General features: G+C 71.5%; 11 protein-coding genes and 1 pseudogene. 4 read left to right on the top strand and 8 right to left on the bottom strand.

What is annotated here, in order from left to right; translation table 11 throughout:
• Nucleotides 1-17 precede the first annotated feature (17 nt).
• The gene (locus tag AC07DO_RS30825; RefSeq protein WP_479064072.1) at nucleotides 18-650 is read right to left on the bottom strand and encodes an HdeD family acid-resistance protein; all 633 of its coding nucleotides are present in this window, start codon (nucleotides 648-650) and stop codon (nucleotides 18-20) included.
• Between the two features lie 68 nt (nucleotides 651-718).
• On the opposite strand from AC07DO_RS30825, the gene AC07DO_RS30820 reads away from it, so the two are divergent.
• Entirely contained in the window at nucleotides 719-1456 is a 738-nt protein-coding gene (locus AC07DO_RS30820) for an enoyl-CoA hydratase/isomerase family protein (RefSeq protein WP_479064070.1), read from the top strand.
• Here the strand turns inward: AC07DO_RS30820 and AC07DO_RS30815 are convergent.
• On the bottom strand, nucleotides 1450-2082 hold the full coding sequence (locus AC07DO_RS30815) for a DJ-1/PfpI family protein (RefSeq protein ID WP_479064068.1): 633 nt from the start codon (nucleotides 2080-2082) through the stop codon (nucleotides 1450-1452). The two genes, AC07DO_RS30820 and AC07DO_RS30815, sit on opposite strands and share 7 nt — an antisense overlap.
• Nucleotides 2083-2089: 7 nt before the next feature.
• On the bottom strand, nucleotides 2090-3097 hold the full coding sequence (locus tag AC07DO_RS30810; RefSeq protein ID WP_479064066.1) for a GlxA family transcriptional regulator: 1008 nt from the start codon (nucleotides 3095-3097) through the stop codon (nucleotides 2090-2092).
• A 115-nt stretch (nucleotides 3098-3212) separates the two neighbouring features.
• On the opposite strand from AC07DO_RS30810, the gene AC07DO_RS30805 reads away from it, so the two are divergent.
• The 3 genes and pseudogenes from AC07DO_RS30805 to AC07DO_RS30795 all read left to right on the top strand — a co-directional run bounded on the left by AC07DO_RS30805 (nucleotide 3213) and on the right by AC07DO_RS30795 (nucleotide 6936).
• On the top strand, nucleotides 3213-4115 hold the full coding sequence (locus AC07DO_RS30805; protein ID WP_479064064.1) for an SCO6745 family protein: 903 nt from the start codon (nucleotides 3213-3215) through the stop codon (nucleotides 4113-4115).
• Nucleotides 4116-4223: 108 nt separating this feature from the next.
• A pseudogene (locus AC07DO_RS30800) lies at nucleotides 4224-4355 on the top strand (LPFR motif small protein); the annotation flags it as partial.
• A 109-nt stretch (nucleotides 4356-4464) separates the two neighbouring features.
• The gene (locus AC07DO_RS30795) at nucleotides 4465-6936 is read left to right on the top strand and encodes a Tex family protein (RefSeq protein ID WP_479064062.1); all 2472 of its coding nucleotides are present in this window, start codon (nucleotides 4465-4467) and stop codon (nucleotides 6934-6936) included.
• Nucleotides 6937-6964: 28 nt separating this feature from the next.
• Here AC07DO_RS30795 and AC07DO_RS30790 read toward each other — a convergent pair whose 3' ends face one another.
• From AC07DO_RS30790 to AC07DO_RS30770, 5 genes are all read right to left on the bottom strand, one after another.
• Nucleotides 6965-8617 carry an ABC-F family ATP-binding cassette domain-containing protein gene (locus tag AC07DO_RS30790; protein ID WP_479064060.1) on the bottom strand — a complete coding sequence of 551 codons (1653 nt, stop codon included), beginning with the start codon at nucleotides 8615-8617 and terminating at the stop codon, nucleotides 6965-6967.
• Nucleotides 8617-9651, bottom strand: a complete 1035-nt coding sequence (locus AC07DO_RS30785) for an oxidoreductase (RefSeq protein WP_479064059.1) — start codon at nucleotides 9649-9651, stop codon at nucleotides 8617-8619. Before AC07DO_RS30785 ends, AC07DO_RS30790 begins: the two co-directional genes overlap by 1 nt.
• A 241-nt stretch (nucleotides 9652-9892) precedes the next feature.
• The gene (locus AC07DO_RS30780) at nucleotides 9893-11572 is read right to left on the bottom strand and encodes a BCCT family transporter (protein ID WP_479064058.1); all 1680 of its coding nucleotides are present in this window, start codon (nucleotides 11570-11572) and stop codon (nucleotides 9893-9895) included.
• A 136-nt stretch (nucleotides 11573-11708) separates the two neighbouring features.
• A complete protein-coding gene (locus AC07DO_RS30775) occupies nucleotides 11709-12989 on the bottom strand; it encodes a M14 family metallopeptidase (RefSeq protein ID WP_479064056.1) in 1281 nt (426 codons plus the stop codon).
• Nucleotides 12986-14956: a Xaa-Pro dipeptidyl-peptidase gene (locus AC07DO_RS30770; protein WP_479064054.1), complete on the bottom strand. Its 1971-nt coding sequence runs from the start codon at nucleotides 14954-14956 to the stop codon at nucleotides 12986-12988. The genes AC07DO_RS30775 and AC07DO_RS30770 overlap by 4 nt, the downstream gene beginning before the upstream one ends.
• Between the last annotated feature and the right edge of the window lie 47 nt (nucleotides 14957-15003).

The following is a 15003-nucleotide window of genomic DNA, read 5'->3' as shown; positions in this document are numbered from 1 at the left end:
GCCTGGGTCGGACACCATCAGATGTCCGATCGATCCTGCCCGCCCTGTCCTGCATGGTTCGCCTTCACATGTTCTTCAGGTTGTACGAGGCTGACGATGCGGCGCCCACCGATGCCGGTGGCGATCAGGCCGAGGCCGTCGAAGAGCAGCGCCAGGGAGAAGAAGCAGCCGATCACGTACTGGCTGCTGCTTGGCCATCCCGCGAGGACAAGGATGCCGATCAGCAGGCCGAAGGCTCCCTGCAGCAGCGTCAGGGCGAACTGCGGTCCCCGTACCACCAGACTGCCGACCAGCCGGAAGACCCCGCCCGTCAGGAAGAGCAGCGCCGCGAACATGGTCAGCGCCTCCGCCGCGACATCGGGCCTGCGGATGACGACGACGCCCGCCGCGAGGTTCAGCGCGGCGACCACGACGCCCAGCCAGAAGAAGCTGGTGCCCCGGGACTGGACGGCGTGCAGCAGGCCGACGACGCCGCCGATGAGCAGCAGCCAGCCGAACAGGAGCATCGAGGTCAGCGTGGCGACACCGGTGTAGACGAGGCCGACGAGCCCGGCCACGGCGAGGATCACGCCGAGCAGGGCCAGCCAGCCGAAGCTGCGGCTGACCGTCCTCGCCTCCGAGGTGGCTGCGTCGTCCCTGGGTCCGGCCATCAGCGTCTCCCTCTCGCTCGGCCCCCTTCTTGATCGTACGTTCGAGGGGTGCGGATAGCATCCGGCGCATGGAGCCGCAGCTGAGCCACACCGTCACGGACGGCGTCGCCACCGTCCTCATCGACCATCCGGCCAAGCGCAACGCCATGACCGCGGACATGTGGCGTCAGGTGCCGCCACTCCTCGCGGCGCTGGGCGCCGACCCGGCCGTGCGCGCCGTGGTCCTCACCGGCGCGGGCGACACGTTCTGCGCCGGCGCCGACATCTCCACGCTGCGGGAGTCGCCCGGCACCGCGCAGGACCTCGCGGTGCGGGCCGAGGAGGCCCTGGCGGCCTTCCCGAAGCCGACGCTCGCGGCGGTGCGGGGATACTGCGTGGGCGGCGGCGCGCAGCTGGCGGGCGCGTGCGACCTGCGGTTCGCGGACGAGGGCGCCTCGTTCGGTGTCACCCCGGCCAAGCTCGGCATCGTCTATCCGGCCTCGTCCACGCGCCGCCTGGTGTCGCTGGTGGGGCCCGCCACCGCCAAGTACCTGCTCTTCTCCGGTGAGTTGATCGGTACGGAACGGGCGCTGCGCACCGGCCTTGTGGATGAGGTGCTGCCGTCCGGCGAGCTGGACAAGCGCGTCGCCGAGTTCACCCGGATCCTGGTGTCACGCTCCCTGCTGACGCAGGCGGCCGCCAAGGAGTTCGCCACGGGCCGCACGGACCGGGACGCGTACTGGGCGGAGCAGGCGCGCGGCAGCGGCGACACCGCCGAGGGGGTCGCCGCCTTCCTGGAGCGCAGGCAGCCGCGCTTCACCTACTGACCGAAGCGGCTCCCGGCGCGGAACTTCGCGACGAGGTGCGCGGGCGCCTTCTCCGGGGACCCGGCGTCGTAGGGCGGCTGGGGGTCGTACTCGGCCAACAGCTGCACGGTCTGCGCGTGCTCGTCGCCCGCGATCCGGCCGGCCAGGGTGAGGCCCATGTCGATGCCCGCAGAGACACCGGCCGCCGTGACGTACTTGCCGTCGAAGACGACCCGCTCCCCCGTCGACTCGACGCCGAGCCGGTCGAGCTCGGCCAGCGCGAGCCAGTGCGAGGTGGCGCGGCGGCCCTTGAGGAGGCCCGCGGCGGCCAGCGCGAGCGAGCCGGTGCACACGGACGTGGTCCAGGTGGTCGTGGCGTCGACCGTGCGGAGCCAGCCGAGGAGGGCCTCGTTCTCCATCTGGTCGCTCTGTCCCGGGCCGCCGGGCACGACGACGATGTCGGGCCGCTGGACCTCCGCGAAGGACTTGTCGGCGACGAGGGCGAGGGTGCCGTTGTCGTCGCGCACCGGGCCGGCCTGCTCGGCCACGAAGACGGTCTCGGCGCCCGGCAGGTTGGTCAGTGTCTGGTAGGGGCCGATGGCGTCGAGGACGGTGAAGCGCTCGTACAGGGCGATGGCGATCTGCATGGTGTCCCTATCGGTGTGGATGGATGTGCCGGGTGGAGGTACCGGACGGTGCGGCCGGTACGGGGTGGAAGCGGCGGCGGTACTCGGCCGGAGCCGCGCCGAGCACCTTGACGAAGGCGCGACGCATGGCCTCCGGGGTGCCGTAGCCGCTCGCGCGTGAGACTTCCTCGACGCCGTCGGAGGTGTCCTCCAGGAGGCGTCGGGCGTGTTCGATGCGGACGCGCTCGACGTACTTGCCCGGGGTCAGACCGGTTTCCGCCTGGAAGGCGCGGGCGAAGTGGCGGGGCGAGAGGCGGGCGCGCGCGGCGAGCGCCTCGACCGAGAGGTCGTCGGCCGGGTGCTCGGTGATCCACTGCTGGACCTCGCGCAGCGGCTCGCGCCGTGCGGTCTGGGCGGCGAGCTGGACGCTGAACTGCGCCTGGTTCCCCGGGCGCCGCAGGAAGACCACCAGGTGGCGGGCGACCGTGAGCGCCACCTCGCGGCCGTGGTCCTCTTCGACGAGCGCCAGGGCGAGGTCGATGCCCGCGGTGACCCCCGCGGACGTGGCGACATGGCCGTCCCGTACGTAGATGGGGTCGGGGTCGACGTCGATGCCCGGGTGGTCCCTGGCGAGCTTCTCGCAGTACGCCCAGTGCGTCGTCGCCCTGCGGCCCTCCAGGAGGCCCGCCTCGGCGAGGCGGATCGCGCCGGTGCAGACCGAGACGAGGCGCTCCGCGCGCTGGCCGTTCTCGCGCAGCCACGCGGTCAGCTCCGGGTCCTGCCCACGTGTTCCGTGGCCGCCCGGGACCAGCAGCGTGTGCGGCCGGGGGGCGTCGGCGAGCGCGGAGTCCGGGACGAGGGTGAGGCCGCTGGAGGTGCGTACGGGCCCGCCGTCCAAGGAGGCGGTGCGGACGAGGTAGCCGTCCTGGGTGGCGGCCGTGCAGTGCCCGGCGCCCGTGAACACCTCCACGGGTCCCGTGACATCAAGGCTCTGGACGCCGTCGAAGAGGACGACCAGGACGATTCGCTGCGTCATGCCGTCGATTCTTCGCCCGGTCCCCGATGTCTGCAATGACGAGGAACCCACCTTTCCTGCCATGGCGGATGACCATCACACGTAGCACATACCGACCAGTAGGTAACGTGCATCCATGACCTCATCGACGAGCCCTTCCCCCGCGCCCGCCCCGTCCGCCGCACTGGAGTCGCGGGCCGGACGCCGCTGCCACTCCGTCCTCAACGCCCTGCACTCGACGCACTACTTCTCGCCGGACGTGAACCGGGAGCTGAGCGGCCTCGGCATCACCCACCCCACCGCGGTCAACTTCGCCGTGCGCGCGGCGGCGCTGGGCGCCGTCGGGCCCGGGACCGTGGCGGCCGCCTTCTACAACTACAAGTACGAGCTGGTCGCCGCGCACGTCCCCCAGGTGTGGCGGACGGCGTCTCCCAACGACGTCCTCGCGGCGCGTCTGCGGGGCGTCGACACGACGCTGCGGCGGCTGCTCGGCGAGGAGCTCGTCGCCTCGCCCGAGATGGCCGAGGCCGCGGAGCTCGCGCTGCGCGCCACCGAGGCCTGTACGCGCGGCGCGCGCCCGCTGTACGCCGCCCACGCCGACCTGCCCGTCCCCGAGGAGCCGCACCTCGCGTACTGGCACGCGGCGACGCTGCTGCGCGAGCACCGCGGCGACGGCCATCTGACCGTGCTGCTCGGCGCCGGACTCGACGGCCTCGAAGCCCTGGTGAGCCACACCGCGACCGGTAAGGGCACCCGGCCGAAGTGGGTCTTCTCCACGCGCGGCTGGAACCAGGAGGAGTGGGACGCGGCCGTGGACCGGCTGCGGGTACGCGGAGTCCTCGACGGCGACGGCGAGTTGACGGAGACCGGCGTGGCGCTGCGCCGGGACATCGAGGCGGAGACGGACCGCCTGGACCGGGCCCCGTACGAACACCTGGGCGCGGCGGGCGTCGAGCGGCTCACCGAACTCGGCACCCTCATCACCGGGACCGCGCTGCGGGCCGGTGCGTTCCCCGCGGATCTGCTCGGCAAGCGCTGAGCGGGCGGTCACCGGCCGTCACCGCGCATGGCTTCGCGGGTCCGAGGTACCCGTTCGTCCACCGGCTCCGCCGAGCCCCGGCGGGCCGGGGACGAAAGGGGAGTTCTCATGTTCCGTGCCATCGCGGACGTCCTGCGCCAGATCGGTGCCGCCCTCGCCACCGTCGTCACACTGCCGTTCCGGGCCGTGGCCCGACTGTTCGGCGGAGCGTCACGTTCCGCGGGGCGCGGCGGGCGGAGTACCGGCGGGCGGCCGGGGCGCACGGGCCACGCCCGCCGGGTCTGATCACCTTCCGCCGGCGCCACCTGCCACAATTGCCCGGCAACCCCAGAGAAGGCGGTACCGGAACGTGGCAGCTTTGAAGACGTCCACCCCAGCATCCATCGAAGGCAGGATCGCCGAGGAGCTCGGCGTACGGGAGCGGCAGGTGAAGGCCGCCGTCGACCTGCTCGACGGCGGCTCCACGGTGCCCTTCATCGCGCGCTACCGCAAGGAAGCGACCGAGATGCTCGACGACGCGCAGTTGCGCACGCTCGAAGAGCGCCTGCGCTACCTGCGCGAGCTGGAGGACCGGCGCACCGCGATCCTCGACTCGGTCCGTGAGCAGGGCAAGCTCACCGACGAACTCGAAGCGCGGATCCGCGAGGCGGACACGAAGGCCCGCCTCGAGGACATCTACCTGCCCTTCAAACCGAAGCGGCGCACCAAGGCACAGATCGCGCGCGAGGCCGGCCTCGAACCGCTCGCGGACGGGCTGCTCGCCGACCCGAGCGTCGAACCGCAGGCCGCGGCCGCCGCGTTCGTGGACGCCGACAAGGGCGTCGCGGACCCGCAGGCCGCCCTGGACGGCGCGCGGGCGATCCTCGCCGAGCGGTTCTCCGAGGACGCCGACCTGATCGGCGAGCTGCGCGAGCGCATGTGGGTGCGCGGCAGGCTCGCCGCGAAGGTCCGGGAGGGCAAGGAGGAGGCGGGCGCCAAGTTCGCCGACTACTTCGACTTCGCCGAACCCTTCACCGACCTGCCCTCGCACCGGATCCTGGCCATGCTGCGCGGCGAGAAGGAGGAGGTCCTCGACCTCGTCCTGGAGCCCGAGGAGCCCGCCGACACGCCGGGGACCCCGTCCTCGTACGAAGGCATCGTCGCCCAGCGCTTCGGCGTCGCCGACCGCGGCAGGCCCGGCGACAAGTGGCTGCAGGACACGGTCCGCTGGTCCTGGCGGACGCGGATCCTCGTGCACCTCGGCATCGACCTGCGGCTGCGGCTGCGGACCGCCGCCGAGGACGAGGCGGTGCGGGTCTTCGCGTCTAACCTGCGCGACCTGCTGCTGGCCGCGCCCGCGGGCACGCGCGCGACGCTCGGCCTGGACCCCGGGTTCCGTACGGGCGTGAAGGTCGCCGTAGTCGACGCGACCGGCAAGGTCGTCGCGACCGACACGATCCACCCGCACGTCCCGGCGAACAAGTGGGACCAGTCCCTGGCGACGCTCGCGCGGCTCGCCAAGGAACACGACGTCGACCTGGTCGCCATCGGGAACGGCACGGCGTCGCGCGAGACCGACAAGCTCGCCGGTGAACTCATCACCAAGCACCCCGAGTTGAACCTGACGAAGGTGATGGTCTCCGAGGCGGGCGCCTCGGTGTACTCGGCGTCGGCGTTCGCCTCGCAGGAGCTGCCCGACCTGGACGTCTCGATCCGCGGCGCGGTGTCCATCGCCCGCCGCCTCCAGGACCCGCTGGCCGAGCTCGTGAAGATCGACCCCAAGTCGATCGGTGTCGGCCAGTACCAGCACGACCTGTCCGAGGTGAAGCTGTCGCGCTCCCTCGACGCGGTCGTCGAGGACTGTGTGAACGGCGTCGGCGTGGACGTCAACACGGCCTCCGCCCCGCTCCTCGCCCGGGTCTCCGGCATCGGCGCGGGCCTCGCGGAGAACATCGTGTCGCACCGCGACGCGAACGGCCCGTTCAAGAGCCGCAAGGGCCTCAAGGACGTCGCCCGGCTCGGCCCGAAGGCGTACGAGCAGTGCGCGGGCTTCCTCCGCATCCGCGGCGGCGACGACCCGCTGGACGCCTCCAGCGTGCACCCGGAGGCGTACCCCGTGGTGCGCAAGATGGTGAAGTCGGTGGGCGGGGAGGTCGGTTCGCTGATCGGCAACACGGCGGCGCTGCGCTCGCTGAAGCCGGACGCGTTCGTGGACGAGGTCTTCGGCCTGCCCACGGTCACGGACATCCTGAAGGAGCTGGAGAAGCCCGGGCGCGACCCGCGGCCCGCCTTCAAGACGGCGACCTTCAAGGACGGGGTCGAGAAGATCTCCGACCTCGCCGCCGGCATGGTCCTCGAAGGTGTCGTGACGAACGTGGCCGCGTTCGGCGCGTTCGTGGACGTGGGCGTCCACCAGGACGGCCTGGTCCACGTGTCCGCCATGTCCAAGACGTTCGTCAAGGACCCGCGGGACATCGTGAAGCCCGGCGACATCGTCAAGGTGAAGGTCATGGACGTCGACATCCCACGCAAGCGGATCTCGCTGACGCTGCGCCTCGACGACGAGGCGAACGCGGCAGGCGGCGACGGGGAGCAGCCGAGGCGGGGCAGCGGCCGGCCGCCGCAGCAGCGGCAGCGGGGCCAGGGCGGTGGCGGCCAGGGCAGTGGCGGTGGCGGCCAGGGCCGACGCCAGCAGGGCCAGGCTCAGGGGCAGGGTCAGGGACAGCGGGGCGGTGGCGGTGGCCGCGGGCAGAAGCCGCAGCGGCAGGGCCCGCCGCCCGCCAACGACGCGATGGCCGAGGCGCTGCGGCGGGCCGGTCTCGTCGACCCGAAGCGGCGCTGACGCGTCGTAGGGCCGAGAGGGGTGGAGGTCAGAGTGGCAGTTCCGTCACTTTGCCCTCCGCCACCTCCAGGCGGCGGGTCACATGGACCGCGTCCAGCATCCTGCGGTCGTGCGTGACGAGCAGCAGGGTGCCCTTGTAGGCGTCCAGGGCGGTCTCCAGCTGCTCGATCGCGGGCAGGTCCAGGTGGTTCGTCGGCTCGTCGAGGACGAGCAGGTTGACGCCCCGGCCCTGGAGCAGCGCGAGGCCCGCGCGGGTCCGCTCGCCGGGCGAGAGCGTCGCCGCGGAGCGCAGTACGTGATCCGCCTTCAGGCCGAACTTGGCGAGCAGCGTCCGGACTTCGGCAGGTTCGGTGTCGGGGACGGCCGCGCAGAACGCGTCCAGCAGGGATTCCTCGCCGTGGAACAGGGCGCGCGCCTGGTCGACCTCGCCGACCAGGACGCCCGAGCCGAGCGCGGCGTGGCCCTCGTCCAGCGGGACGCGGCCCAGGAGCGCCGCGAGCAGCGTCGACTTGCCCGAACCGTTCGCGCCGGTGATCGCCACGCGGTCCGCCCAGTCGATCTGCAGGGTGACCGGGCCGAGCGTGAAGGCGTCCCGGTGGACCTCCGCGTCGCGCAGGCTCGCGACGACCGCGCCCGAGCGGGGTGCGGCGGCGATCTCCATCCGGAGCTCCCACTCCTTGCGGGGCTCCTCGACGACGTCCAGGCGCTCGATCATGCGCTGCGTCTGGCGGGCCTTCGCCGCCTGCTTCTCGCTGGCGTCGGCGCGGAAGTTCCGGCCGAGCTTGTCGTTGTCGCCGCCCGCCTTGGCCTTGCGGCGGGCGTTCTTGACGCCCTTGTCGGCCCAGGAGCGCTGCATCTGGGCGCGGCTCTGCAGCGCGGCCTTCTTGTCGGCGTACTCCTCGAACTCCTCGCGGGCGTGCCTGCGGGAGGTGTCGCGCTCTTCCAGGTACGCGTCGTAGCCGCCGCCGTAGAGGTTGATCTGCTGCTGGGCCAGGTCGAGTTCGAGGACCTTGGTGACGGTGCGGGTCAGGAACTCGCGATCGTGGCTGACGACGACCGTGCCGGCGCGCAGGCCCCGCACGAAGGCCTCCAGGCGCTCCAGGCCCGCGAGGTCGAGGTCGTTGGTCGGCTCGTCCAGGAGGAACACGTCGTAGCGGGAGAGGAGCAGGGAGGCGAGTCCGGCGCGGGCCGCCTGGCCTCCCGAGAGCGAGGTCATCGGCTGGTCCAGGCTCACGGCGAGCCCGAGCGAGTCGGCGGTGTCCTCGGCGCGCTCGTCGAGGTCCGCTCCGCCGAGCGCGAGCCAGCGCTCCAGGCTGGCCGCGTACGCGTCGTCCGCGCCCGGGGCGCCGTCGACGAGGGCCTGGGTGTCCCGGTCCATGGCCCGCTGCGCCTCGGCCACGCCGGTGCGGCGGGCCAGGAAGGCGCGGATGGTCTCGCCCGGGCGGCGGTCCGGCTCCTGTGGAAGGTGCCCCACCGAGGCGGAGGCCGGCGAGAGCCTCAGCTCACCTTCTTCGGGGGCGTCGAGACCCGCGAGCAGCCTCAGCAAGGTGGACTTGCCCGCTCCGTTGGCCCCGACGAGCCCGATGACGTCCCCGGGGGCGACGACGAGGTCGAGCCCGGCGAACAGGGTGCGGTCGCCGTGGCCGGCGGCGAGATCTTTGGCGACGAGGGTTGCGGTCATCAGGGGGCAATTGTAGGGGTGACCAGGACATGCGTTGAGGTTCGGGCCACCACGTACGACGTGCCCTTCGTGGTTCTGGGGGCCAGGGGGACTCTGTGGTGGCCCGGCTCCAGGACGTCGTCGAAGACTTCGTGGACGTGGGTGCGGGACAGCCGGTCCATGCGGTACGCCGTGAGTTGGACCCGGCACGTCGAGGTGACTTCGAGCTCCGCCGAGCGGGGCCCCGCGGCGAGGCGGGTGAGGCGGCGCTGTTCCTGGGGGCTGCGGTCCAGCGCGTCCTCGATCTGGGCGACCAGGAGCGGGACGATCGGGGCGAGGCCGTCCACGTAGGCGACCGGGACGTCCGCGGCGTCGAAGGCGGAGCGGACGGACTGCCGGGTGGCCTCGGGCACCGTGGGACCGAAGGCCACGGCGCCGTACGTGCGGAGTTCGTCGGCCGGCACCCCGGCCGCGTCCGCCGCGATCTCCGTGCCGACCCCGATCGTCCGCAGCGCGGCGGCGAGCTTCGCGAGGGTCGCCACCCGCGCGCCGATGAGGAGGACCCGGCGCCGGTTCTGCGCGTCGCCCTCGGCGAGCAACTGCCCGAGTGCCGCCCGGTATTCGTCGCCGCGGAAGCGGAACGGCCCTATGCCGTGGTACCCGTTGAGCTCGAGGTCGGCTCGTTCCGTCGTCTGCCAGGCGAAGTCGCGCCAGACGAAGTCGTCGCTGCCGTCGGCGCACTTCTCGATCACCGCCGTGACCGCGCCGCACTCCAGGCCCTCGCACTCGGGGCAGCCGTATATGACGTAGCGCCCCTCCTCCAGCGGCGCCTGTGCCTCAAGGAGCAGTCGGCGTACGTGCGTGGTGAAGATGGCCGGCGGGATGTCGGAGGCGAGCGGCGACACCGCGTCGAGGTCGGAGAGCCGGAAGAGGAGGGGGCGGCCGTCGACGATGAAGTCGACGAAATCGCGGTGCACTTGGTAGTCACCGTTGGCGAGAACCCCACCGGCGCGGATGGCCGGTGCCAGACCGAAGGTCGCGTACTCGGCAGACATGCTGTGAGTATCCCCACCCGAGGTGTGATGTGAGCACGGCATCGCACATTCCGATGGGTGGTGGGCCACCGGGCCGCCGGGCGTATCACCGCCGTGCACGTGGGTCTCGCGGCGCGGGCGTACTCGTCGGCGTACGCATGGTCGAGGGCGTACATGCCGAGACTTGTCTGGACGGCAGCGTCGCGCGGTGTGACCTCAGGAGGCGGCGCGCTCTGGGGGCGCCGCCTCCTGAGGCCGCCGGTCAGCGGGGAGCCACCGGGTCGTTGTCGCGTTCCGGACCGTCGCCGTTGTCGTCGGTGGCGGGGCCGATCTGGAGCTCGAAGTCACCGTCGTGGTGCTCGTGGCCGGCGATGACGGCCTTCTCCAGGACCTCCGTGCCGTGCTCGCCGCGCACGATCAGCGGGTCGTGGCGCAGGTCCCGCATGAGGGCCACGCACATGCCGATCATCACGATGGTGAAGGGCGCGGCGACCAGGATCGTGAGGTTGCGCAGACCCGTGAGCGCGTCGTCGTTGCCGTCGCCGATGAGCAGCATGACCGCGCCGACGGCACCGGTCACGATGCCCCAGAAGATCACGACGAAGCGGCCCGGTTCGAGGGCGCCCTTCTGGGAGAGCGTGCCCATGACGATGGACGCGGCGTCGGCTCCCGAGACGAAGAAGATGCCGACGAGGATCATGACCAGCAGGCTGGTCACGGTGGCGATCGGGTACTCGTTCAGGAGGCCGAAGAGCTGGGCCTCCTGGGTCGTGTCGCCCTTGAGCCCGCCGCGGTCGGCGACCGTCATGGCGCTGCCGCCGAAGACCGCGAACCAGATGAGGCTGACGGTGCTGGGCACGAGGATGACGCCGCCGACGAACTGACGGATCGTACGGCCGCGGCTGATGCGCGCGATGAACATGCCGACGAAGGGCGTCCAGGAGATCCACCAGGCCCAGTAGAAGACCGTCCAGCTGCTCAGCCAGTCGGCGACGCCCTCGCCGCTGGACGCCTCGGTGCGGCCGATGAGCTGGGGCAGGTCGTCGAGGTACGCGCCGATGGAGGTGGGCACCATGTCGAGGATGATGACGGTCGGGCCCGCGATGAAGACGAAGACGACCAGGAGCCCCGCAAGCACCATGTTGATGTTGGAGAGCCACTGCACGCCCTTCTCCACACCGGAGATGGCGGACGCCACGAAGGCCAGCGTCAGGACGGCGATGATCGCGACGAGCAGACCGGTGCCCGCCTTGTCCATCCAGTCGACCTCCTCCATGCCGCTGCCGATCTGCAGGGCGCCGAGGCCCAGCGAGGCGGCCGAGCCGAAGAGCGTGGCGAAGATGGCGAGGATGTCGATGACGCGGCCCCAGGCGCCGCGGGCGTGCTTCTCCCCGATGAGGGGCTCGAAGACGGCGCTGATGGTCTGCCGGCGGTTGCGGCGGAAGGTGCTGTACGCGATGGCGAGGCCCACGACCGCGTAGATCGCCCACGGGTGGAGCGTCCAGTGGAAGAGGGTGGTGGCCATCGCGGTCTCCATGGCCGCGGGCGCGTCCGACGGGTCGGTGCCCGGCGGATGGTCCTTGAAGTGCGCGAGGGGCTCGCTCACTCCGTAGAACATCAGGCCGATGCCCATACCGGCGCTGAACATCATGGCGACCCAGGAGACGGTGCGGAACTCCGGGTCCTCGCCCTCCTTGCCGAGGGTGATCTTTCCGTACCGGCTCACGGCCAGCCACAGCGCGAAGACGACGAACCCCGTGGCGGTCAGCATGAAGAACCAACCGCCGTTGTGCATCAGACCGTTGAGCATGTCCGTGGAGACATTCTCGAGCGAGTCCGTCGACACCGCGCCCCAGACCACGAACGCGAGGGTGAGCACGGCGGTGACGCCGAACACCACCCGGTCCGTCTGCGGGGATCGGCCGCCGTGGGCGGGCGCCATGATCTCTGACGCCCCTCCCCCGTCGTCCGCTTTATGCTGATCCTGCGTCACAAGTGACACCTTTCAGGGGGTCGGTATTGAGTCGAGAGTTTGTTCTTCGTTACCCCCTACCACATGTGACGTACCTCTCACCTTTTCAACAGGCCATGTCGGGCCGACCTGTGACCATGTGATACGGCGCACGCTCGTCGAGCAGGAGCGGCACGAGGGCCCGGGCGGACTGCCGCAGGGGAACATATGCGCCAGTTCTCGTCCGCTTCACGGTGACTCCGTGCAGGGCCAGTTCGTCCTTGATGTCGCCGTACTGTGCCGCGTCGAGGCGGTAACCGCAGGGCGGGTCCTGGATGATCTCGGCCGACTCGGCCGGGTCGTTGTCGGCGCCGCCCACGTAGACCGGGCCGCGGTCGAGGAAGCCCTTCGCGCGGGCCGCGCCGGTGGCCGCCTCCAGCTTTCCGCGGCGTTCGTCGGTGAAGTCGAGCAGGCCGCCGAGCGCGGAGCGCTGGGAGGCGACGCGGCGCCGGTTGTTGAGCGCCTCGTCCTTCTTCTCGGCTTCCGTGAGGGGGTCGACGCGGCTCTCTATCAGCAGACCTGCGGCGTGCTTGATGCCGGACATGTTGCGCAGGATGCGCTCCTGCCCGTCGCCCGCGGTCTGCTTGACGGGGTCGCCGGTGACGGGGTCGGTCCAGATGCCGTAGGTGCCCGTGGTGTACCCGTCGTGCTGAGCGGCCGGCCGCACGTACGCCTTGGACAGCGTCTGCGCCTCCGCGTGCACGGCGTCGTCGGTGTTGAGGTTGCGCGGCCAGAGGTCGAACAGGTCCTTGTCGTAGTACTTGGGTGTGGCGCCGTACTCGTGCAGGTCGTAGATGACGTCGGGACTGCGGTCCCGGATCACCGTGGCCATGGCGCGGGCCTCGGCGGTCTTGAGGGAGAGGTGGTCGCGGTTGATGTCGACGCCGTCGGAGTTGCCGCGGGTGTCGGCGGCGCGTCCGTCGGGGTTGGCGGTCGGCACGACGAGGAGCGTGGTGCGGCTGAGGAACCGTTTGGTCTTCTTGTCCTTCGCGTACGCCAGGTCACGGATCGTGGACAGACAGGCCTCGCGGCCCGAGGGTTCGTCACCGTGCTGGCTGCAGATCAGCAGCACGGTGTTCTTGGTGGGGCGTTCGCCGATGCGGACCAGTTGCACCGGGCGGTCCTGCTCGGTGGTACCGATGCGGTCGACCGAGACCCTCTTGGTGGCCCTGTCCACGGTGGCGAGGAGCTCCTGTTCCTCGGGCCGGCTCGTCCAGCGCGCTCCGTTCGTCTCCTCGAATCCGGTACGGGGCGGGGTCGACGTCGCCTGTGCGGGCACCGTCAGGAGCGGCGCGGCGAGCGCGGCGGTGGCGCAGACGAGCGCGAGGGAGCGGATGCGCGGTGTCATGAAGTGCTGCCTCCCGGGACGGGGTTGATGCGGCGCGGCGGGGCCACGCCGTCGAGTCGGGCTTCACGGGGAGTGAGGGATGCGGTGGTGGCGAACGCTCCGGCGCCGCCCACCAGGGGCAGATTCGCCGAGGTGCGGGTCAGGTCGAGGGTCAGCGTCGGGGTGTCGGCGGGAGGTTCGATCAGGTTGCGGTCGGTGCCCGCCACGATCAGTGCGAGCCGGTGGCCCTTGGGTACGACGTGGTCGGTGGCGGCGAGGTCGAGGGTGATGGTGTGCGGCTTGCCCGGGGCGAGGGGGCGGCCGTGGCGGGCGTCGGCCCAGTTGCCGAGGTCGGCCCAGCCCCGGCTGAAGATCGTGTAGTCGACGTCGGCGGACTTCGCGCGCGTCTCCTTGAAGCAGGAGCCGTCACCCGTGGTGCTCGCTCCCCAGCACGTGCGTTCCGGAAGCGTGGTGATGCCCTCGCCGGCGGCGGCGTAGTCGCGGATGGTGTCAGGGCCGAGGTCGACGAGGACCGCGGAGAGGTGTGCGGTGCGGGTCGTCGGGGTGGCGGTGACGGTGACCTTGGAGGAGCCGGAGAGCCGCAGGTCACGGGTGAGCGGCTTGCTGGTGAAGCCCGCCTTGTCCGGTGTCGACATGTCGATCCGCTCGGCCCAGGCCGTCTCGCTCAGGCGCGGGTCGTCGGTGAACGTCTCGGTGCCCTTGCCGCGCCGGGTACCGAGGGTGCCGACGCCGGGCTCCGTGCCCTTGGCGGGGTGGAGCTCGACGGCGCGGGTGCCGCGCGGGGGCCAGACGCGGTCGGTGGTCCAGCGGTTCGGTGCGCGTTCGATGTCGGCCATCGGCTCGCGGTCGACTCCGTTGTCGTAGCCGAGGAGTTCGTGGTCGAACCAGCGGTGCAGGGTGCGGACCCAGTCGGCGCGGCGGAAGTCGAACGGGTCGACGTGTCCGGTCTGGCTGAGCCAGATCTTGCGGTCCACGCCGTTCTCGGCGAGCGCGTCCCACCACTGGCCGAAGTGCTTGGTGCGGACGTTGAGGTCCTGCATGCCGTGGACGACGAAGACGCTGGCGCGCACCCGGTCGGCGTCCGGGACGTGGTCGCGCTCGCTCCACAGGCGGGTCCAGTCGCCGGTGCGCGGCGCCCCCTCGACGAGGCGCTGCTTCACGGCGCCGCAGCGGGCGCGGGCCTCGGGGCTCTCGACGGCGCCCGCGAGACGGTCGGGGCCGCTGCCGTACAGCGGGGCGCCCTTGGCGAAGTAGTAGTCGTACCAGGAGGAGATCGCGCCGATCGGCACGACGGTCTTGAGGCCCGGGACTCCGGTGGCGGCGACGCCCTGCGCGACGGTCCCGTCGTAGCTCTTGCCGATCATTCCGGTGGCGCCGTTGGTCCAGGTCGCCTTCGTCCGCTCGGTACCCGTGCGGCTGGTGTAGCCGCGGGCGCGGCCGTTCAGCCAGTCGACGACGGCCTTCGCGGACTGGACGTCGGAGCGGCCGCCGACGTCGACGCAGCCGTCGGAGCGGTTGGTGCCCGCGAGGTCCACGGCGACGTAGCCGTAGCCGCGGGGCACGAAGTAGTTGTCGTAGTACAGCGGCAGCTGGACGGGGTTCCCGTTCGCGTCGTACGTCTTCTTCTGGCTCTCGTTGCCGCGTCCGCAGCAGGAGTAGTACGGGCTCGCGTCCATGATCACGGGTATGCGGCGGCCCCGGCGGTCGAGTTCACGGGGTCGGACTATGTCGACGGCGACGCGGTCGGTCTTCCCGTCCGCGTCGCCGTCGATCCTGGTGTCGACCCATACGGATTCGCGTATCGCGTCCTCGTACGAGTACACGGGTCTGCTCTCGCGCGGCGTGCGCGAGGCCTCGGCGGCGCCCTGCGCCGCGCCCGGGGACATGAGGCCGGCGATCAGGGCGGCAAGGGCCGCCGTCAGGAGCGTTCTCCACAGGATGCGGGTGCGTCGCGCACGTATCGGCATGGCGCGGAAGGTACACCGGTGAACTCCCGTGCGACAGAGGGCCGCAC

The sequence above is a fragment of the Streptomyces sp. NPDC045678 genome (assembly GCF_056432085.1).
This window is presented reverse-complemented; position numbering and strand designations above follow the sequence as displayed.